Genomic DNA, 20,269 nt, shown 5'->3' with positions numbered 1-20,269 from the left:
GGCTCAGGCAGGTTCCCCGATCACCTTCCGCTCGGTCATGAAAACGCGCAACCGTTCCAGCCCGTCCTGAATGTCGGCCGTCGAACGCGCATAGGAAAAACGCAACGTCGTATGGCCGCGCTGCGGATCGAAATCCAGACCCGGCGTGACCGCGACCCCGGCCTTTTCCAGAATCTCGGCCGCAAATGCGCGGCTGTCATCGGTCAGGTCAGACACGTCGGCATATACATAGAAAGCCCCGTCCGGAGGCGCGATTTTCGTAAAGCCCGCCTTGGGCAGCCCGTCCAGCATCAGGGCGCGGTTTCGGCGGTACACGTCCAGATTGGCTTGCAGCTCGTCCTCGCAATCCATCGCGGCCAGTGCGGCAACCTGACTGGCATGCGGCGCGCAGATGAACATGTTCTGGGCTATCCGCTCGACCACGCGCACCTGATCCTCAGGCACGACCATCCAGCCCACGCGCCAACCGGTCATCGAGAAATACTTGGAAAACGAGTTGATCACATAGCACTCATCCGTCAGTTCCAGCGCGGTCACGGCCTTGGCCTCGTATTCCAGACCATGGTAGATTTCGTCGCTGATGAAGGATGCCCCCTGCCCGTGTGCGGCTTCGATCAGCGACCCCATGGCGGCGTGATCCAGCATCGTGCCGGTAGGATTCGCCGGAGACGCCACCATCAGCCCCTTCAGGCCCATTCCCTGAATATCCGCTGCCACGGGTTGCAGACGGTTTTCAGGCGCGGTCGGCAGATCGACCGGCACCAATCCAAGTGCCCTGAGAATCTGGCGATAAGACGGATACCCCGGCGCACCGATTCCGACGCGATCCCCGCTGTCGAACAATGCCGTGAAAGCCAGCAGAAACCCGCCGGACGATCCGGGCGTGATGACCACGCGCCCCGGGTTCAGGTCCACATCGTACCACTCACCATAAAGCTGCGCGACACGCTTTCGCAGTGCAGGCAAACCCAGAGACACCGTATAGCCCAACGGGCTTTGATCCATCGCCTTGGCCAGCGCCTCGGTCGCGCCCTTGGGGGCGCCGGTTCCGGGCTGGCCAACTTCCATGTGAATCACATGGCGGCCCGCTTCTTCCGCACGGCGCGCGGCCTCCATCACGTCCATCACGATGAAGGGACCGACCCCGGACCGGGTTGAGTTTCTCATGCCCATCTCCCATGTTGCAGCCATGGCTTTTGAACGCGTATCCCTGCTGACGTCAATCCCGGCTCTGATCCTGTCGGTTGGTGTCTGGCTGGCGGCGGCAACGCAATCCCATGGGCAAAGCCTGATCCGCGACCCCGATATCGAGCGTGGCCTGCGCGAGCTGGCCTTTCCGGTTCTGCGCGCCGCCGGTCTGAACACCAATCGGGTTCAAATCCTTGTGGTCAATGACAACACGTTCAATGCATTCGTCATCGACTACAACGCCATCTATTTGAATTACGGGCTGATCCTTACGGTCGAAAGCCCCGAAATGCTGCAAGCGGTGATCGCGCATGAGGCCGCGCATATCGCGAACGGCCATCTGGCCCGGCGTGCCGAAAACCTGAAGGCGGCGCGGCGCAATGCGGGCCTTGGTACCGCTTTGGCCCTGCTTGCGGCTGCGGCCGGAGGGGGTGAAGCCGCCATTGGCATCGCCGCAGGCACCCAAGGCGCCGCAATCCGCAGCTTTCTGGGCCATACCCGCGCCGAAGAGGCCTCGGCCGACCGAAGCGCCGCAAGCTATCTGCGATGGGCTCAGATTTCCCCCAGCGGCATGGTCGAGCTGCACAGAAAATTCGCGGGTCAGGAATTGTTGAGCGTCGCCAATCAGGACCCGTACATGCGGTCGCATCCCACCAGTCGTGAACGATTGCGCGCCGCCGAAGCGTTTCTGGATGAGTTCGGCGACAAGGCCGTTCCGAATGCCAATGCCGATTACTGGTTTGCCCGCGTCAAAGGCAAACTGTCGGCCTTTTTACGCTCACCCAGTTGGACATTACGGCGCGCCAAAGAAGAAACCGCTCAGGACATCCGCCTGATGCGCGAGGCTTCGGCCCATCATCAGAACCGTGATTTGGATCGCGCGCGCCGTGCCATCGACGAGGCACTGGCGCTGCGCCCGAACGACCCCTACTATTATGACCTGAAAGGGCAAATTCTGCTGGAAAACAGGCAAATAGGCGCGGCTGTTGAAGCGTATGGGAACGCTGTTGAAATGGCTCCGAACGATGCGCTTATCCTGGCTGGATACGGGCGGGCGTTGCTGGCGCAGGGTCAAACCAAACAGGCCCTGAGCGTGCTGGAAAAAGCCCGCGCCCGGGACTACCGGAACGCCAGGCTGTTGCAGGATCTGGGTGTGGCCTATGCTCAGGTTGGCAATGATGGTATGGCATCCACCGTGACGGCAGAGCGGTATGCGCTGCAAGGGCGGTTGAAAGATGCCGGAATTCACGCGAAACGCGCCGTGGCACGACTGCCCGAAGGTTCACCGGGTTGGCAAAGGGCACAAGACGTGTTGATTGCGGCGGAACGACTCGACAAAGACAAAAGGAAACGGAAATGATCCTCAGACATGCTGCACCCGCCCTTCTGGGGCTTTCCATGGCGGCGACCTCGGCGCAGGCGCTGGACTTGAATGCGATGAACGATGCCGAGAAGGCGGAATTTGGTGCCCAGGTGCGCGAATACCTGCTGGAAAACCCCGAAGTGATCATCGAAGCCATCAACATACTGGAAGAGCGCAATGCCGTCGCCGAAGCCGCGGCGGACAAAGAACTGGTCGCCGCCAATGCGGATGAACTGTTTGATGACGGGTACAGCTGGGTTGGCGGCAACCCGGATGGCGACATCACGCTGGTCGAGTTCATGGACTACCGGTGTGGCTATTGCCGCCGTGCCGTTCCCGAAGTTACCAGCCTGCTGGCAGAAGACGGCAACATCCGCCTTGTGATCAAGGAACTCCCCATTCTGGGTGATGCGTCTGTGCTGTCCTCACGTTTTGCCTTGGCCACCAAACACGTGGCGGGCGACGACGCATACAAGCAGGTCCATGATGCCCTGCTGGAATTCACCGGCGAGCCAACCGAAGTTGCCCTGCGCCGCATCTCGGACGGTTTGGGGCTGAACAGCGACGAGATCATCGCGGCGATGGACAGCGATCGCGTTACGGATGAGATTGCGCGCACCCGTGCTCTGGCCCAGCGGATGCAGATCTCGGGCACGCCTTCGTTCGTGTTGGGCACAGAGATGCTGCGTGGCTATTTGCCAGCCGATCAGATGCAGCAGATCGTTAACGGTATACGTGCCGAACGCGGCTAAGGCCGGATCTGTCGGCGACGTGCCATGAAACGGCGGGAATTTCTGGTGGCCGGAGGAGCGTTGGGTATGACGGGTTTCTCTGGCCAGTCTATTGCGCAGTCCGCGACAGGCTTCCACGTGCCGGCCGAAGACGCCCGGCATGATCGCACTTTCATGCAATGGCCGGTAAGCCGCACCGTCTATCCCGACCCCGTTTTTTTGGAATTGGTACAGGGGACCATTGCGGAAATCGCAAACACGATCTCTGCTTTTGAACCCGTCACAATGCTCGCCGGATCGGAACATCACGCAGACATCAGCAAACGGCTTTCTGCGGCGGTCGAGATCTGGGATGTCCCGACCGAAGATCTGTGGTGCCGGGACGCAGGCCCGGTCTTTGCGATCAACGACCGTGGCGCGCTTGCGGTCCAACAGATCCAGTTCAATGGGTGGGGAAGAAAACAGGTTCACGCACATGATGCGAAAATTGCCGGCAGAGTGGCCGAAAGGCTGGGTCTGCCCCTGTTGCCGACCGGGCTGATCGGCGAAGCCGGTGGCGTCGAGCAGGATGGGCATGGGACACTTATGGCGCATGAAAGCTCGTGGGTGAATGACGACCGCAATCCCGGCCTCACTCGGGACGATATCGAAGCCCGGTTGTTGGCGGCCTATGGGGCCAAACGCATGATCTGGTCCGAAGGTGTCTGGGGCGAAGACATCACCGACTATCACATTGACAGTCTGGCCCGGTTTACCGGCCCCGGTCGCGGCATCATCAACTTGCCGGATGAACCGGACAAAGATGATCCTTTCCACATGGCCGCGCTGGACACCCATGATCGTCTCATTGCCGCGGGCATCGACATGGACGTGATACCCGAGCCGCATTTCCGCCGTGTCGAAAACCTGGATTTCGTGGCCTCTTATGCCAATTACTACGTCTGCAATGGCGGTGTGATTGCGGCCCGGTTCGGAGACTCGGAAACTGACAGGATCGCGTCGGAAACGCTTGCAAAACACCACCCCGGTCGTGAAGTCGTGACGCTTGACGTGGATGTGCTGGGAGAGCTGGGTGGCGGCATCCATTGCGCTACACAACAGATGCCCGGTTTTTAAATGTCGCGGAGAAACAAGCTATTCAGCCGCTTCAGCCGCTTCAGCCGCTTCAGCCGCCGCATCCAGTTCAGCCGCCTTTTTCTCGACCTCTTCCACGATGTGATCGATCATCTGGTCGTTCGACATCTTGTGGCTGGCTTTGCCGGCCAGATAGACCATGCCGGACCCTGCCCCGCCGCCGGTGAAACCAACATCGGTCATCAGCGCTTCACCCGGCCCGTTGACCACGCATCCGATGATCGACAGGCTCATCGGCGTCTTGATGTGTTCAAGGCGATGTTCCAGCGCCTCGACGGTTTTGATGACATCAAAACCCTGTCGCGCGCAGGATGGGCACGAGATGATATTGACGCCCCGATGACGCAGGCCAAGGGATTTGAGGATTTCAAACCCGACCTTGACCTCTTCCACCGGATCAGCAGACAGGCTGACGCGGATCGTGTCGCCGATCCCCATCCACAGCAGGTTACCCAGCCCGATGGCCGACTTGATCGTGCCGCTGACCAGCCCTCCGGCCTCGGTAATGCCCAGATGAATGGGGGCATCCGTCGCCTCGGCAATGCCCTGATAGGCCGCGGCAGACAGGAACACGTCGCTGGCCTTTACGCTGATCTTGAACTCGTGAAAATCATTGTCCTGAAGGATGCGGATATGTTCCAGCCCGCTTTCTACCATCGCCTCGGGGCACGGCTCGCCATATTTTTCAAGCAGGTGCTTTTCCAGGCTGCCCGCGTTCACGCCGATGCGGATCGAGCAGTTGTGGTCGCGCGCCGCCTGGATGACTTCTTTTACACGGGTTTCGTCTCCGATATTGCCGGGATTGATGCGCAGACAGGCAGCGCCCGCTTCGGCGGCTTCAATCCCGCGCCGATAGTGGAAATGAATGTCCGCCACGATGGGCACCGGGCTTTCCCGAACGATCTGTTTCAACGCCTTGGACGACGCCTCATCAGGAACCGAGACGCGAACGATATCCGCACCCGCCTCGGCCGCCGCCTGCACCTGCGCCAAGGTCGCCGCCACATCGGTGGTCAGCGTGTTGGTCATGGTTTGAACGGCAATGGGTGCATCGCCACCAACGGGGACGTTGCCGACCGTGATTTGACGGGATTTACGACGATAGATGTCGCGCCATGGGCGCACGTGATTGAGGGACATAAGGACGGATCCGCGTCTGCCTGAGTTGCGATTGTAGATAGTTCGGCAACAGGGTTATCGCAATGGCTAGATCACTCGGCGGGCGTTTCTGTCGCCTCGGTTTGCAGTTCCGCCACCAGTTGCTTGAGCGCACTGTTCTGTTCCGCCTCCAGATCGGCGACGGCATAGGCCTCGGACACGGCGTCTTTCGACAGAACAACACCCTTGGCGACCGTGCCCGGAGCACCCGCCGGGCCGTAATGTTCACCGTTCATCGCGAAATATACCGATCCCGACGCGCCCGCACGCAATGTCGGCGGTTCTTCCGTCAGGGGCACTTCGAATACGCTGCCTTGCTCGACGGTTCCCAGCGTACCTTCGAAAATGACGCTGCCATCCGCAGCCGTCACACGCATCCAGGCGGGATCAACTGCCACGATCTTGAGCGTGGTATCGATCTGTTCGACCACTTGCGGCAGGGCCGGTTTTTCGACCGTGTGCAGTTCAGCCACTTCGAACTGCGGCAATTCGGGCGGGCGGAAGGTTCCAACCTCGCGCGGATCAAGCGTTGAGATCGGAGCATCCCGCGAGACCAGCACCGGAACATCCAGCGCCTGCGGACGATAGAGACGGTCCAGTGCTTCGGCGCTTGCCACTTCCGTAACATCATCTGACACGTTGCTACGCGCCGCATCCAGCGGATCCAGATCAGACAGAACCACCGGTGCCTGTTCAACCGGGCTGACCTGTACTTGCTGAATCTTGTTCAAAACAGCCCAACCGCCATAGCCAATGCCACCGATCACCGCGAGCAAAACCAGCGACGAGCCGATTGCGCGGGGTTCAATCTGACTGACCAGAGACTCCTTGCCCGGAATATAGGGCGTATTGGGCGAAATGAATGGATCCCGCCCCATCGGACCGCGCGCAGGCAGAGCCCCCGAAGGTTTCCGCACCACCGAGGCCTCTGCGGACATGCCATGCGCGACCTCAAATCCGCTTTCCTCGCAGAAAGTCGCGAAGGTCTCATCGGGGTTCATACCCAGATAGCGCGCATAGGAACGCACATACCCGGCGATAAAGCCGGGTGTATCAAACGCATCAGGGTCGGCGTTTTCAATTGCAGCAATATAGTTGGCTTTGATCCGCAGTTCGCGCTGAACATCCAGAAGAGATTTGCCCATCGTTGCGCGTTCACCGCGCATCTTGTCGCCTAGGCGAACTTCGTAGTCGTCAAACCCTTTTGGTCTGACATCTACGTCCTCTTCGGATTCGCGCTGAGATCTGCGCCCAATCATCCCTGCTGCCCCATTCTGCCTGTCGCGTATTTCGCGTAAGTGGCGAATCATCCCCAGAATGATTCGTCTACTCGTTTTGTTAGCGTAAGCTTAACACGCGGCAAACTCGTTGCACACTTTGGCGTTAGGTTATCCGGCAAGTTCGGCGCGATTTAGCGCACAATGTGACCAAAGTTCGTCCATCGCTTGCACCAGACGGTTCATTTCGTCGGGTCCATGCACCGGAGACGGGGTAAAACGCAGACGCTCGGTTCCGCGCGGGACGGTCGGGAAATTGATCGGTTGCACGTAAATGCCATAATCGTCCAGCAGCATATCGCTGAGCTTTTTGGTGTGCACCGGATTGCCGACGATCACTGGCACGATATGGCTGCCGTGGTCGATCAGCGGAAGGCCCATTCCCTTCAGCCGCAGCTTGAGGATCTTCGCCTGGGTCTGGTGCTGCTCGCGCAGCTCAGACGCGGTTTTCAGGTGCGCAACGGATGCAGCAGCCCCTGCGGCAACTGCCGGCGGCAACGATGTCGTAAAGATAAAGCCCGGCGCATAAGACCGCACGGCATCGCACATCTTTGCGCTGGCGGCGATATAGCCCCCCATGACGCCATATGCCTTGGCCAGAGTGCCATTGATGATGTCGATCCGATGTGCCAGCCGGTCACGCTCGGTCACGCCGCCGCCGCGCGGGCCATACATGCCCACCGCGTGCACTTCGTCGATATAGGTCAGCGCGCCGAATTCATCTGCCAGATCGCAGATTTCTTCGATTGGACCAAAATCGCCATCCATCGAATAGACGGACTCGAACGCGATCAGCTTGGGTGCGGCGGGATCGTCCGCCTCGAGCAATTCGCGCAGATGCGCCAAGTCGTTATGACGGAAGATGCGCTTGGCCCCGCCGTTTCGGCGCACCCCTTCTATCATCGAAGCATGGTTCAGCGCGTCAGAATAGATGATCAGCCCCGGGAACAGCTTGGGCAGCGTGCTGAGCGTGGCGTCGTTGGCAATATACGCGCTGGTGAACAAAAGCGCGGCTTCCTTGCCATGCAGATCTGCCAGCTCGGCCTCGAGCCGTTTGTGATAGACCGTTGTCCCCGAGATGTTGCGCGTCCCGCCCGATCCTGCACCTGCGGCTTCGACCGCCTCGTGCATTGCGTTCAGAACAACAGGGTGCTGGCCCATGCCCAGATAGTCATTGCCGCACCATACGGTGATGTTCTGCTGCGAGCCGTCCGTGCGCGTGCGCACCGCGTGCGGAAAATGTCCGTTGCGACGTTCGATATCGATGAAGGTCCGGTAACGTCCTTCGTCATGCAGCCTGGCAATCGCTGAATCGAGCTGAGCAGTATAGTCCAACGGACCCTCCTTGAATGCCCGTTTCCGGTTTCCCTTGGGCAATTAGTCTGCCACATCCAACAGCTTAACCTGTATCAGCAGCTTTGTGTTACTTTATTCAGCTGGTTACAGCCGAACAGGTGAACCCAACTTTGATTTGCATCAAATATAAGTTTGCAATGCTCACGGCAAGTAAAGTTCCGGCTATCGGACGCGTGGAAACGACGCAGCCCGCGCAACGTCATTCGCGGGCTTGTGATTGCATGAACAATTCAGATCAACCGCTCTGGACGGCGCCGTCAACGCTGCTAGGGTTCGCGCGAACACAGACAAGCAGGAGATCCCCATGTCGCTAGACACCGTGCTGAACCGGATTGACGAAGATCTGCAAACCTCGATCGACCGCCTGATGGAGCTGCTGCGCATCCCTTCGATCTCAACCGATCCCGCGTACAAGGCCGACGTCAGCCGTGCGGCCGACTGGCTGGTTGCCGACCTCAACAGTATCGGAATTGCAGCAGAAAAACGGGAAACCCCGGGACACCCGATGGTCGTAGGCCATGTGGGCGAGGACTCGGATGCACCCCATATCCTGTTTTATGGCCATTATGATGTGCAACCCGTCGATCCGTTGAACCTTTGGACGCGCGACCCGTTTGACCCCGCCATCGAAGATACCGAGCACGGCCCCGTCATCCGCGGGCGCGGGGCATCGGACGACAAAGGTCAATTGATGACATTCGTCGAAGCCTGCCGCGCCTGGAAAGCGGTGCACGGATCCCTACCCTGCCGCATCACCTTCTTCTTTGAAGGCGAAGAGGAATCCGGCTCACCTTCTCTGGTCCCCTTCCTCGAAGAAAACGCGGCCGAACTCAAAGCGGATCTGGCGCTGGTTTGCGATACATCCATGGTATCGCGAGGTGTTCCGTCGATCGCCGCGCAGCTGCGCGGCATGCTGAAGGACGAGTTCACCATCATCGGGCCCCGCATCGATCTGCACTCCGGCCATTACGGTGGCCCGGGGCTGAACCCGCTGCGCGAGCTGTCGAAAATCGTTGCCTCATTCTATGATGACGAAACCGGGCGTGTCGCGGTCGATGGTTTCTATGAAGGCGTTCATGAAGTGCCCCAGGACCAGCTGCGCCAGTGGCAGAATTGCGGCTTCGACGAAGCGGATTATCTGAATTCGGTCGGCTATACCCAGCCGCACGGCGAAAAAGCCTATTCGACACTTGAACAGCAATGGGCGCGTCCGACACTTGAGGTGAACGGGCTGTGGGGCGGATACAATGGCGCAGGCTCGAAAACCGTTATCCCTTCGGAAGCGCATTGTAAAATCACGTGCCGACTGGTCGGCGACATGGACCCCGACGCGCTGCGCAACAAGATCCGCAAACATGTCGAGGATCGCCTGTCCCCGGATGCAAAAGTTGTCTGGGACAACGATCTGGAAGGTTCGCCCGCTTCGGTCATGAATATCGATCGCCCGGAATTCGAAGCCGCGCGCAAAGCACTGTCGGACGAGTGGGACCGCGAAGCGGTGTTTACCGGCATGGGCGGCTCGATCCCCGTCGTCGGATATTTCAATACCGTTCTGGGGTTGGATTCGATGCTGGTCGGCTATGCCAACGAGGACGACGCCATCCATTCGCCGAATGAGAAATACGACGTCAAAAGCTTCCACAAGGGCATCCGTTCGTGGGCCCGCATTCTGGATGCTTTGAACAAGTAACGGATTTCAGCGAGGCTCTGCCTCGCGCTCCGGGATATTTGCCGCCAGATGAATAAAGGATCCCTTGTTCATCTGGCCCCAAATATCCCGGGGGAGCCGCGCGCAGCAAGGCGGGGGCACAGCCCCTGTCCGATCGCAACACGCGTATGACGTTACATGTGGATCACGCGGCCATAAGCGTCCAACACGCTTTCATGCATCATTTCTGACAGAGTCGGGTGCGGGAAGACCGTGTTCATCAGGTCTTCTTCGGTCGTCTCCAGCTGCCGCCCAACCACATAGCCCTGAATCAGTTCCGTGACTTCCGCGCCGACCATATGGGCCCCCAGCAATTCGCCTGTCTTGGCGTCGAACACGGTTTTGATCAGACCTTCCGGTTCGCCCAGAGCAATGGCCTTGCCGTTGCCGATGAAGGGGAAGCGACCGACTTTGATGTCATAACCCAGCTCTTTGGCCTTGGCTTCGGTATATCCCACCGAGGCCACTTGCGGCTGACAATAGGTACATCCGGCGATGCTTTCGGGCTTGACCGGATGCGCATGCTGGCCCGCGATCAGATCGGCAACCATGACACCTTCGTGGCTGGCTTTATGTGCAAGCCAGGGCGCGCCCGCGATGTCACCGATCGCATAAAGGCCATCGACGCCGGTGCGGCAATATTCATCCGTCACCACATGCGTGCGGTCGATCTTGACGCCCAGCGCCTCGAGCCCGAGGTTTTCGACATTCCCAACAATCCCGACAGCCGAGATAACGGTGTCGAACTCGTGCTTTTCAACCTTGCCCTTGACCTCGATATGAGCGGTGACCTTGCCCTTGCCGCGATCCAACTGCTTGACCATGGCTTTTTCCATGATGGTCATGCCTTGCTTGGTGAAGGCTTTCTTAGCCAAGGCACTGATTTCCGCATCTTCCACGGGCAACACGCGGTCCATCACCTCGACCACCGTCGTGTCGGCCCCCAGCGTGTTGTAGAAACTGGCAAATTCGATTCCGATCGCGCCCGAGCCGATGACCAGCAGCTTCTTTGGCATCCGGGGCGGTTGCAGCGCGTGCTTGTACGTCCAGACCAGATCGCCATCAGCCTCGAGACCGGGCAGTTCGCGGGCCCGTGCGCCGGTTGCAAGAATGATGTTCTTGGCCGTCAGTTCTTCGGTGCCCTTATCGGTCTTGACGCTGACCTTGCCTTTTGCGGGGATCGTCGCCTCCCCCATCACCACGGCGACCTTGTTCTTTTTCAGCAGATGGCCGATGCCGCCCGAAAGCTGCCCGGCAACGCCACGGGATCTTTTGACGACCGCGTCCAGATCGTAACCGATCTTGTCGGCCTTCAATCCGAAATCCTTGGCGCGTGCCATCAGATGGAACACTTCGGAGGACCGCAGCAATGCCTTGGTCGGAATGCACCCCCAGTTCAGGCAGATGCCACCAAGGTGCTCGCGCTCGACCACGACGGTTTTCAGGCCAAGCTGGGCCGCACGGATGGCGGCGACATAGCCACCGGGGCCAGCCCCGATTACGATCAGATCATAGGATTGTGCAGCCATGTGTTCCTCTCGGCGCAGGTGGTGAAAATTTAGTTTACCATTAAACTATTTTCAGAAACGCATCAACACGCGTTCCCGCGACAAATGAGACACAGGGTAAACCTTACCTGAATATGCGGATTTCAGCCTATACGCAGGCCCATGCTATGGCTAGAACAGAAACGCCGACGCCGCTCGGACATTTGTGAACACATTGAATTCAAGGGGTTTACCATGGCCAAAACACTAAAAGATCTGGCGCTTGCTCTGCTAAACGCAACTTTGATACTTGTGGCGCTGTGCTTGTTTCTGGGCTGGAAGCTGGCATCGAAAGTCGAAAGCGTCTCGGCAGAATTCTCAGAGACCGTGCAAGTTCTTGCCCCCATTCGGGATGAGGCGAAGGGCATTCGGGGTGAACTTTCCGCGTTGCGTGATGATTTGACGACGCTGATGAGGGAAAACCAAGTTACGGACAGTCAAACCGCGCAAAACCTTCAGGCAACGTTGCGCCGCCTGAACGCAGTTGAACAAAAGCTACAAACTGCGCAGGAGCGATTCACAGAACTTGCAGAGACACCAGAGGTTTTGATCGCCCAAGCCATACAGACCGGAGCAGACATCGCGTCCGAACGCGTATTGTCGTTCAAAGGATGCGAGCCGGGAGCCTGAAGCCCCCGCACTAACAACAGAGGCGCAAAACCCTTGTACGGTCTCAGGCCATTGCTTGCAGCTCTCGCACGGTGCTGCCATAGCCGCCCATGTCGACATAAGCCTCTTCATGGGGGGTCGAGCTGCGCGACAGTGCTTTGTTCCGGTAAGGGAAACGACCGAACTTGCGGATCACTTCGCGATGCGCACGGGCGTGCAGCAGATTGCTTGTATCGCCGCTCAGGTTCTGACAGATCAGACGCACGCAGCGTTCCTGATCGCACAGATTCTCCGAATGCATCATCGGCAGGTAAAAGAACTGCCGGGCCGGTTCATCGATCTTCTTGTCCCAGCCTCTGTCTACCGCGCATTTTGCAGCTGCCAGGGCCGCTCGGTCCGTCGCGAAAGCACGCGCTTGCCCGCGGAACATGTTGCGTGGAAATTGGTCCGTCAAAATTATGTAAGCCAGTGACCCGCTGGGATAGGTCAGCCAGAGCGAAAACTTGCCCTCGGCCGCAGCCTCCCACGTTGATTGAAAACGTGCGCGGATTTCTGAATCCAGCGCTTCATCCTCTATGTACCAGCCCTTTGGACCCACCTCATCTAACCAAAAACTCAATACTTCTTCAGGCGTTACCATTGCCTTAAACTCCGTCTTGTGCCCGTAGTTTGGACGTAACGTCATTTAAGGCCGTTTTACAGAACTGTTACAGTAACATATTGCAACACTTGCGACATAATCCTGTGTCCTAGGCATCTTCCTGCTCAGCCTGTTCGGCCTCGGCGGCTTCGATGGCGACTTCCTGTGCCACTTCAAACGCAACTGGCGAGGCCGTTGGATACAGCGTCGACATTGTGCCGGTTTCGTCCACGGGTATCGATGCCCGCTGCGTCGTCCGATACAGGGCGTAAAGTGCCATTGCGAGTAACAGTGCCGCAATAAAGAGAAAAAAGCCCGGTGGCCCGAATACGGCATCCCCCATCAGCCAGCCGGTGATCACCGGCCCGGCAATCGCGCCCAGACCGTTGATGAATACCAGCCCACCGGATGCGGCCGCCATGTCCTCGTGATCCAGAAAGTCATTCGCATGCGCGATCAGCAGTGAATATAGCGGGTTGGACATACCGCCGATCAGGAAAGCCGAAGCAAGCAGAATTGGAAACGATCCGCCCATCATCATAGCGATCGTTGCGCCACCGGCACCGGCGAGCGCCACAAGCAGGATCAGAAAGCGGCGATCCATACGGTCAGAGAACCAGCCCAAAGGGTATTGCAGAACCACAGCGCCGATATAAAACGCCGCAACGAAGGTCGAAATTTCAACAAGCGACAGCCCTGCCCGGGCGCCATACACCGCCGCCATGCCGAACTGCGCGGAAAACACACCCCCCAGAAGAAACATGCCCACGCAGCCCAGAGGCGAGGTTTCCAGTAGTTGCTTCAGGGTCATCGGTTTGGTGGTATCAAAGGCCGGTGTCGGCGAGATCGACAGCAAAATCGGTGCGAAGGACACTGAAACCAGGATCGAGGCGATCACAAACGTCTCGTAACCGGCCGGGTCGCCGACAAGAACAAGCGCCTGCGCACTGATGATCCCCGTCATCTGTACGATCATATAGAGCGACAGCGCCTGCCCGCGATTTTCATTGCTGGCCGCATTGTTGAGCCAGCTTTCGGCAGTGACATAGACGCCAGAAAAACAGAACCCGATCACCACCCGGCCCAAAGCCCACGCGATCGGGTTGGTCAGCATGGGATACATGATCATCACGGCCGAAATAAATGACGCAAGTGCCGCAAAGACCCGCACGTGGCCAACGCGCCGGATCATCTCGGGCGCAAGGCGTGAGCCGCCCAGAAAGCCCAGAAAATAGGCCGACATGACAAAAGACATCTCAAGGGTCGAAAAGCCTTCGATCTCACCCCGCACACCCAGAATCGTACCCTGGAGGCCGTTTCCGACCATCAGCAACCCCATGCCGAGCAGCAGCGCCCATGCGCTGGAAAGGACCTGAATCATTGGGGCCTCCGACTAATGCCAACCTGATTTTAGTGTCGTTCTGCGATCAAAGACCGCCTACGTCGCGCTTGTCTACGACATTCCCGATCCGCGATGCTGTTTCCGCGCCTCTCAAGGGATCAAAAGCGACGCGTCGCCATAGGAAAAGAACCGGTATTTCCGGGCGATGGCATGCGCGTAGACATCGCGCATCCGATCCTGCCCCATCAGCGCCGAAACCAGCATGAGCAACGTGGATTTCGGCAGGTGAAAATTGGTCATCAATGCGTCAGTGACATGGAATTCAAAACCGGGATAGATGAAGATATCCGTTTCGCCTTCCCAGGGTTCGATCTTTCCTGACCTTGCCGCACTTTCGATCAAGCGCAAAGCCGTTGTCCCCACCGGGATCACCCGCCCGCCGGCGGCCTTGGTTGCCTGTATCTCAGCGGCGGCGTCGGGGCTTACCTGCCCCCACTCAGCATGCATCTTGTGTGTTGTGACATCCTCAACCTTGACCGGAAGAAAAGTCCCTGCCCCCACATGAAGCGTCACATGCGTGAAGCTTACCCCCCGTTTTGCCAGCGCCTTCATCAGCGCCTCATCGAAATGCAATGATGCAGTCGGGGCGGCCACGGCACCGGAATGATTTGCCCAGATGGTCTGATAATCCGTCTTGTCCCGTTCATCAGCCGGACGTTTGGCTGCGATGTAGGGCGGCAGAGGCATTGCTCCGGCTTGATCCAGCGCCGCGTCGAAATCCTCGCCGCTGAGATTGAAGCGCAGATACGCCTGGCCATCCGCAACCCTGTCCAGCGTGGCGCTGAGATCATCCGAGAAGACAATCTCTTCCCCAAGCTTCACCTTCTTGAGCGGCTTGATCAACGCAGACCACGTGCCATCGGCCTGTGGATCAAGCAAAGTGGCCTCGATCCCTGCGGAAACCGGCCCCTGCGCGCTGTCTCGGTGGCGCCGGCCGTTCAGTCGCGCCGGAATGACCCGTGTGTCATTCAACACCAGCCGGTCACCTGGCCGCAGAAAATCGGGCAGGTCGAAAACATGGCTGTCCGTGATTGCATCCCCCTGCGCCACCAGCAGACGTGCAGAGGAACGCGGGCTGGCCGGCCGCGTGGCGATCAGGTCTTCGGGCAGATGGAAATCAAAATCGCTAAGTTTCATGCCCGCGCCTTACAACCCTGCATCAGATTCGGCCATATCCTGTCAGCGGTCACTTGGGGATGAGCCAAATGTGCGTTTGGGTTCATCCGGTTTCTGCGGCACTGCGTTCGGACCATCCTGAACTTTGGGTGCCGGGGCACGCATCAGGTCGCGCAGGAACAGAGGTGCGAGACCGGACAACGGATTTACCGAAACTTTGGGCGAGGCAAGCGGGCCGGTCAGGGTGTAGTTGAAGCCAAAGACGCCCTCGCCCTTGCGCGTGAACACACTGCCAACTGAGTTGAGGAGGTATATGGGCGAGATCGCACCGCGCAGGTTCAGCAAGCCGTTCACCGTATCGATGGTGCCATCAAAAGACAGGCCCATCGACGGGCCGACGGCACTGCCGCTTAGCACTTTGATGTCTGTGGGGGTGACACGCATCCGGCTGTCGATTGCTGCAAAAAAGATACCCTGCCCCGCCATTTCATCCAACAGGCCCACAAGGCTGATGGCATTCAGCAAGGCCGCCATGGCCGGGGCGTCGGTAATCCGTGTGTTGGTGATTTTCAGTATCACGTCATAGCTGCCCGGTGCCGTCACAGGTTCGAGCTTGAGATTCATTTCTCCGCCCCGCGCCTGTGTCAGTACTCCGGCCGATCGTAGCACGGACCCCGCATCTTGCGACGTCAGGTCAACAGCACTTCGGTTCCCTCTGGGGCTGACCTGCCCTCTGACCGGCGCGCCGCCATTGACCTGCGCGGTGAAGTTCCCTTGTATTCCGCCGGTCGTCTGAAATGCACCCCGGAACCCGGTCAGCGCGACGGTTTCCGTAACCTGAAGGCGATCCAGCGCCACGTCCAGTTTCGGCCCGGCGCCGCCCCCGTCGCCCGATCCGCCGCTTTCGCCGAAATTCGCGCGACCCATATCAAGGACGCCGCCAAGCACACGGATGTCCGGCATGGCGTTTCCGCGCCCAATCAGCTCTGCCGGGACCGCCAGCCAGTCGCCGAGGTCAAAAGAGGTGAAGCGAACCCGGTCATATTCGCCGTTTTCACGAAACGTAATGGAGGCAGATGTACGCAATCCGGCTGCATTTATGCGCAGGCTATCCACCTTCAACTGCGACCCCAAAGTCGCTTCGGCCGTCAGAGTGCCGGTCGAATTGGCCCCCTTTCTCCAACCAAGCTCGGGTATGGCCAGCGCGACGCCCTGCAAATCGGACGTGACGGACAATTTCGGGGCAACCCCGGCGCCGAGCCCCAACGTGATATCTGCAATCCCTTTGCCGGTCAGCATCCCCGGAGGCAGGCCGGCGCCGATCTCATCCATCAATCGCGGCGACAGCTCGATCTGACCGGTCAGGGTGCTTCGCTGATCCGACTTGCCGCCTATAGGCTGCCGCCAGAGCGCCGTCAGCGGTACATCCCCGAACTGCCCCTGCCCCTGAATCTGAACGCCGGACTGATCACCAGAAAGGTCCAGAAGATCAGCACTAACGTCAAATCCGGGCACCAAGCGGTCACTGAACACGTTGGCCAACCTTCCATCGAAATGGAACTCGGTCTCGTCAAACTTGAGACCCTTTTTCAAAGGCAAGGAAAGGGTTCCCGCCAGCGACACCGTTCCTTTCGCTACGTCAACGGGCAACCCCGCCTTGCTGAGCAATTCCAGCGGAGGCCTGTCCAACAACGACAACGCGGCCGTCACGCTGCCTTTGGCCTGAATGCGCGCAATCGCAGGCGCGGATTTCTTGATATCCGTGTCGGGTATGATGAAGGACGTCCCCGACGCATCAACAGCACCGCCGTCATCCGCAATCACAACACCCTGCTGTGCAGTGACCGTGAACCTGCTGTTGATCAGGCTGGCCTGACCCTGCGCCTTTTCGATCGGCGGCAGCGTTTTGACAAACCGAATCTTCGCCTTTTCAAATCCGAAATCCAGATATAGATCCGGTTTCGATCCGGGCAGCAGGCGCAGGGCAAAGTCCATATCCGACAGAACCCCTTCGTACAGGTTTTCGGTCACCCACTCTCGCGGTTTCGGGGCCAGACGTTCGGGCCAGTATCCCAGAACCTTGTCCGACGTCATTTGATCCAAGTGTGCGTCCAGCTTGACGGCCCAGCCATCCGGCCGCCCGGTCAGGACGCCAAAGGCACGCACCGTGTGACCCGGATCTTCAATGGTCATCTGACCCAGATGCAGCTGGAACGGGTTGAGGACCATCTTGAAATCCAGGCTGGCCCGCGAAAGCTGAATAGGTTGCGGGAACAGGTTTGCCGGGTTCACGTTGATACCGGACAGCCGCAACTGTGCAGACAGGCTGTCCAGCACGCCATCTTCTGCACCTTCCAGATACGCCTTTCCGTCAGCCTGAACCTCACCCCAGGCCGAGACCACCGAAACTTCGTTGAAATCCAGAATCTGACCTTTGGGATCATAGGTGAAATAGGTGCGCGCGGATTCGAAGGGAACCGGGCGTGTTTCCGGGTTTGGCTGCACCGCCCCCGCCCCCAGATTCAGCGTGGCGTACAAAGTTCCGATCGCTCCGTTTTCGTCGACACCACCCCGCAAGGCACCCGAAATCGGGGCCCGCAGAACCTGCAACCAGGCAAGGGCGGGCGTTTGGCCCGCGATGTCCTCGGCTGGCAGGTCAGTGACCGAGATCCCGAATTGTGCGGCAGGTGTACCCAGAACGCTTGTATAATTGGCCTCGATGGCACTGACATAGTCACGCCCCGCCAGAACCGAAAACCCGGTTGCCAAGCGCACTTCGTTGCCGCTTCGGTTGGCTTGAATATGCCCACCGTCCAGAATCCAGGACCGCCCCTGCCGAAGATCGCGATAATCCAGTGTGATCGCATCAAGCTCGACCGAGGTCAGCGCCGATAGCGCCGGAGACAGGAAAACCTGATCCGAGGCTTCGATAAGCTGTGCCAGGTTCGGGGCCTCCTGCACCGGTGCGCTGCCGGACCCGACCGTAAGGCTCAGCGCCCCGTCCTTGTCCCGGGTCACGGCGATCTGCGCACCCCTCAGAATTATTCTTTTGGGGCGAACGTGCCCCCGCAACAAGGGGCGCATGGCCAGACTGGCGCGCATGTCGGACACCTGCGCAATTTGCCGACCCTCAGCGTCGCTGATGGCCACATCGGTCAGACGCAGACGGGGTCGCCATCCCTCGTGAATGATAAAACTGACATCGCCAAACCGGATTTGCAGCCCGCCCAACGCCTGTTCAAGCCGCGCCTCGACCCTGTCCCGCAGCCAGACGGGGGCGTGCATTCTTTGCCCGACAACCATGAAACCGGTGAACAGCGCCAGCAACATCAGCACGAAAGTGCCGCGCATGGCCCACAGACCAGCGGCCCGGCGGCGAGACCGACGGCGCGCGGGCTTATCCGGCTGTGCTCCGTCACCGTCTTCGTGCTGCTTCAAATTGCTATCCACGCCTTCCAACCCGCACGCGTTGCCCTATGATATCAGGCAGCCTTTAAAAACCTTTAGCGGAGTTTCCAATGCCCGACGTTTCAGACATCGCCCCTGACTTCACTTTGCCGCGCGACGGCGGCGGCGAGGTGACGCTTTCGGCGTTGCGCGGTAGCACCGTGGTTCTGTTTTTCTACCCCCGCGATGATACGCCGGGCTGCACCAAGGAATCCATCGGTTTCTCGGAACAACTTCAGGCCTTTGCCGATGCGGGCGCACAAGTTTTCGGCATCTCGCGCGACAGCGTCGCCAAACATGACAAATTCGTCGCCAAGCATGGGCTGACCACACCGCTGTTGTCGGATGAGAGCTCGACCGTCTGTGAAGACTACGGCGTGTGGGTCGAAAAGAACATGTATGGGCGCAAGTCGATGGGGATTGAGCGTTCGACTTTCATCATCGATCCCGAAGGCAAAATTGCCCGCGTTTGGCGCAAGGTCAAAGTTCCCGGTCACGTAGACGAGGTGCTGGAAGCCGTGCGCGCGCTGTAACGCCCTCGACCACGGTCGCCATCCGGTTTAAGAGCCACAGGATCAACCAGGCGGAGAATAATGGTGTCCAAATCGCTGACTCAGATGGCGACCGAAGTTCTTGCAACGGCGGAAGGTCGGGAAAAGACCGCCCTGTCCAAACAGCACGCCGCCGCGTGGTTTGCGTCGCGCAAGGGCGACGCGCCCCCGATCGAGATCGGGACGGCGTCACCCCCGCTGCGACCCGCGCGCCCGGAACGGCCAGAACTCCTGTCTCCGCGCGAGGTACCAAAGCGCAAACCGGGCACCGAGGCGGGCCGCATCGCCCTTTTGCACGCCGTGGCGCATATCGAACTGAACGCCGTCGATCTGCATTGGGATATCATTGCCCGCTTTGGCCATGTGCCGATGCCGATCGGGTTTTATGACGATTGGGTAAAATGCGCCGAAGAGGAATCGCGCCATTTCGAGATGGTCTGCGATTGTCTGGAACAAATGGGCAGCGATTATGGCGCCTTGCCCGCCCATGCGGGAATGTGGCGCGCGGCCGAGGACACTGCAGACGACCTGATGGGACGGCTTGCGGTCGTGCCGATGGTTCTCGAAGCGCGTGGTCTGGATGTGACCCCCGGCATGATCGAGATTTTTCGCAAGGCCAAGTCTGAGCAGGCCATCACGGCACTTGAGGTGATCTATGCCGAAGAAGTCGGCCATGTCGCTTATGGGTCCAAGTGGTTTCACTTCCTGTGCGGCCGGGAAAACACGGACCCCAAGGATGTGTTTCACGCATTGGTACGCCGGTATTTCCACGGCGTCCTCAAACCACCCTTCAACGAGGAAAAACGGGCTGAGGCCGGGTTGCCGCCCGATTTCTACTGGCCGCTGACCGAAGACCTACCCGCGCCCGGCGATATCACCAACTGACGCCTCAACATGCTTTTCGGCAATTTCCCGCCGATCTTTGGGGGGATTTCTACGCAGTTGGCGCCAGACTGATCAACAAACTTGCCCGAACGCTGCCTGCCCTTTATGCAGTCGGCCCAAGGAGCGGCCGGCACTCACAACCGGTCCCGATCTTGGG

General features: G+C 59.1%; 16 protein-coding genes. 7 read left to right on the top strand and 9 right to left on the bottom strand.

The features are described from left to right. Positions 1–3: 3 nt before the first annotated feature. Entirely contained in the window at positions 4–1,167 is a 1,164-nt protein-coding gene (locus GOW31_RS02645; protein WP_171167686.1) for a pyridoxal phosphate-dependent aminotransferase, read from the bottom strand. On the opposite strand from GOW31_RS02645, the gene GOW31_RS02640 reads away from it, so the two are divergent. From GOW31_RS02640 to GOW31_RS02630, 3 genes are read left to right on the top strand one after another with little or no spacing between them, the layout of a single operon-like run. Then, complete coding sequence (locus GOW31_RS02640; RefSeq protein WP_171115447.1) at positions 1,166–2,548, top strand: M48 family metalloprotease; 1,383 nt, start codon at positions 1,166–1,168, stop codon at positions 2,546–2,548. The two genes, GOW31_RS02645 and GOW31_RS02640, sit on opposite strands and share 2 nt — an antisense overlap. Further along, entirely contained in the window at positions 2,545–3,303 is a 759-nt protein-coding gene (locus GOW31_RS02635) for a DsbA family protein (protein ID WP_171167685.1), read from the top strand. Before GOW31_RS02640 ends, GOW31_RS02635 begins: the two co-directional genes overlap by 4 nt. A gap of 24 nt (positions 3,304–3,327) precedes the next feature. Continuing rightward, a complete protein-coding gene (locus GOW31_RS02630; RefSeq protein WP_171167684.1) occupies positions 3,328–4,398 on the top strand; it encodes an agmatine deiminase family protein in 1,071 nt (356 codons plus the stop codon). Between the two features lie 18 nt (positions 4,399–4,416). On the opposite strand, the gene ispG is transcribed toward GOW31_RS02630, so the two are convergent. The 3 genes from ispG to hemA all read right to left on the bottom strand — a co-directional run bounded on the left by ispG (position 4,417) and on the right by hemA (position 8,186). Beyond that, positions 4,417–5,556, bottom strand: coding sequence for a flavodoxin-dependent (E)-4-hydroxy-3-methylbut-2-enyl-diphosphate synthase (gene ispG / locus GOW31_RS02625; protein WP_171167683.1), 1,140 nt, complete (start codon positions 5,554–5,556; stop codon positions 4,417–4,419). A gap of 71 nt (positions 5,557–5,627) precedes the next feature. Beyond that, positions 5,628–6,833 (bottom strand): helix-turn-helix domain-containing protein, encoded by a 1,206-nt coding sequence (locus tag GOW31_RS02620; protein WP_152458283.1) that lies wholly within the window; start codon positions 6,831–6,833, stop codon positions 5,628–5,630. Positions 6,834–6,962: 129 nt separating this feature from the next. Next, entirely contained in the window at positions 6,963–8,186 is a 1,224-nt protein-coding gene (gene hemA, locus GOW31_RS02615) for a 5-aminolevulinate synthase (protein WP_171167682.1), read from the bottom strand. Positions 8,187–8,511: 325 nt separating this feature from the next. On the opposite strand from hemA, the gene GOW31_RS02610 reads away from it, so the two are divergent. Then, positions 8,512–9,897: a dipeptidase gene (locus GOW31_RS02610; protein ID WP_171167681.1), complete on the top strand. Its 1,386-nt coding sequence runs from the start codon at positions 8,512–8,514 to the stop codon at positions 9,895–9,897. A gap of 152 nt (positions 9,898–10,049) precedes the next feature. Here the strand turns inward: GOW31_RS02610 and lpdA are convergent, their stop codons facing one another. Next, positions 10,050–11,444, bottom strand: coding sequence for a dihydrolipoyl dehydrogenase (lpdA, locus tag GOW31_RS02605; RefSeq protein WP_171115439.1), 1,395 nt, complete (start codon positions 11,442–11,444; stop codon positions 10,050–10,052). A gap of 213 nt (positions 11,445–11,657) precedes the next feature. Between lpdA and GOW31_RS02600 the strand changes: the two genes are divergently transcribed. Next, on the top strand, positions 11,658–12,092 hold the full coding sequence (locus GOW31_RS02600; protein ID WP_171167680.1) for a hypothetical protein: 435 nt from the start codon (positions 11,658–11,660) through the stop codon (positions 12,090–12,092). Between the two features lie 43 nt (positions 12,093–12,135). Here GOW31_RS02600 and GOW31_RS02595 read toward each other — a convergent pair whose 3' ends face one another. The 4 genes from GOW31_RS02595 to GOW31_RS02580 form a co-directional block, all read right to left on the bottom strand. After that, positions 12,136–12,711 (bottom strand): DUF924 family protein, encoded by a 576-nt coding sequence (locus GOW31_RS02595; RefSeq protein ID WP_152458288.1) that lies wholly within the window; start codon positions 12,709–12,711, stop codon positions 12,136–12,138. 109 nt (positions 12,712–12,820) lie between these two features. Next, the gene (locus GOW31_RS02590; protein ID WP_152458289.1) at positions 12,821–14,092 is read right to left on the bottom strand and encodes an MFS transporter; all 1,272 of its coding nucleotides are present in this window, start codon (positions 14,090–14,092) and stop codon (positions 12,821–12,823) included. Between the two features lie 111 nt (positions 14,093–14,203). Beyond that, positions 14,204–15,250 carry a tRNA preQ1(34) S-adenosylmethionine ribosyltransferase-isomerase QueA gene (gene queA / locus GOW31_RS02585; RefSeq protein ID WP_171167678.1) on the bottom strand — a complete coding sequence of 349 codons (1,047 nt, stop codon included), beginning with the start codon at positions 15,248–15,250 and terminating at the stop codon, positions 14,204–14,206. 42 nt (positions 15,251–15,292) lie between these two features. Continuing rightward, a complete protein-coding gene (locus GOW31_RS02580) occupies positions 15,293–18,679 on the bottom strand; it encodes a DUF3971 domain-containing protein (RefSeq protein ID WP_371813696.1) in 3,387 nt (1,128 codons plus the stop codon). A gap of 68 nt (positions 18,680–18,747) precedes the next feature. Here GOW31_RS02580 and GOW31_RS02575 point away from each other — a divergent pair, with 68 nt between their 5' ends. Both GOW31_RS02575 and GOW31_RS02570 read left to right on the top strand, forming a co-directional pair. Further along, entirely contained in the window at positions 18,748–19,209 is a 462-nt protein-coding gene (locus GOW31_RS02575) for a peroxiredoxin (protein ID WP_171115431.1), read from the top strand. A gap of 84 nt (positions 19,210–19,293) precedes the next feature. After that, a complete protein-coding gene (locus tag GOW31_RS02570) occupies positions 19,294–20,112 on the top strand; it encodes a ferritin-like domain-containing protein (protein ID WP_371813713.1) in 819 nt (272 codons plus the stop codon). Positions 20,113–20,269 lie beyond the last annotated feature (157 nt).

The organism is Ruegeria sp. HKCCA0370 (assembly GCF_013033705.1).
Lineage (GTDB): Bacteria > Pseudomonadota > Alphaproteobacteria > Rhodobacterales > Rhodobacteraceae > Ruegeria.
The sequence above is the reverse complement of the archived record's forward strand: the minus strand, read 5'-3'. Positions and strand labels throughout refer to the sequence as shown.

Coding starts and splice junctions, on each gene's coding strand:
- GOW31_RS02640 (WP_171115447.1), top strand. CDS start 1,166: ATGCCCATCTCCCATGTTGCAGCCATGGCTTTTGAACGCGTATCCCTG.
- GOW31_RS02645 (WP_171167686.1), bottom strand. CDS start 1,167: ATGAGAAACTCAACCCGGTCCGGGGTCGGTCCCTTCATCGTGATGGAC.
- GOW31_RS02635 (WP_171167685.1), top strand. CDS start 2,545: ATGATCCTCAGACATGCTGCACCCGCCCTTCTGGGGCTTTCCATGGCG.
- GOW31_RS02630 (WP_171167684.1), top strand. CDS start 3,328: ATGAAACGGCGGGAATTTCTGGTGGCCGGAGGAGCGTTGGGTATGACG.
- ispG (WP_171167683.1), bottom strand. CDS start 5,556: ATGTCCCTCAATCACGTGCGCCCATGGCGCGACATCTATCGTCGTAAA.
- GOW31_RS02620 (WP_152458283.1), bottom strand. CDS start 6,833: ATGATTGGGCGCAGATCTCAGCGCGAATCCGAAGAGGACGTAGATGTC.
- GOW31_RS02610 (WP_171167681.1), top strand. CDS start 8,512: ATGTCGCTAGACACCGTGCTGAACCGGATTGACGAAGATCTGCAAACC.
- lpdA (WP_171115439.1), bottom strand. CDS start 11,444: ATGGCTGCACAATCCTATGATCTGATCGTAATCGGGGCTGGCCCCGGT.
- GOW31_RS02600 (WP_171167680.1), top strand. CDS start 11,658: ATGGCCAAAACACTAAAAGATCTGGCGCTTGCTCTGCTAAACGCAACT.
- GOW31_RS02595 (WP_152458288.1), bottom strand. CDS start 12,711: ATGGTAACGCCTGAAGAAGTATTGAGTTTTTGGTTAGATGAGGTGGGT.
- GOW31_RS02590 (WP_152458289.1), bottom strand. CDS start 14,092: ATGATTCAGGTCCTTTCCAGCGCATGGGCGCTGCTGCTCGGCATGGGG.
- queA (WP_171167678.1), bottom strand. CDS start 15,250: ATGAAACTTAGCGATTTTGATTTCCATCTGCCCGAAGACCTGATCGCC.
- GOW31_RS02575 (WP_171115431.1), top strand. CDS start 18,748: ATGCCCGACGTTTCAGACATCGCCCCTGACTTCACTTTGCCGCGCGAC.
- GOW31_RS02570 (WP_371813713.1), top strand. CDS start 19,294: ATGGCGACCGAAGTTCTTGCAACGGCGGAAGGTCGGGAAAAGACCGCC.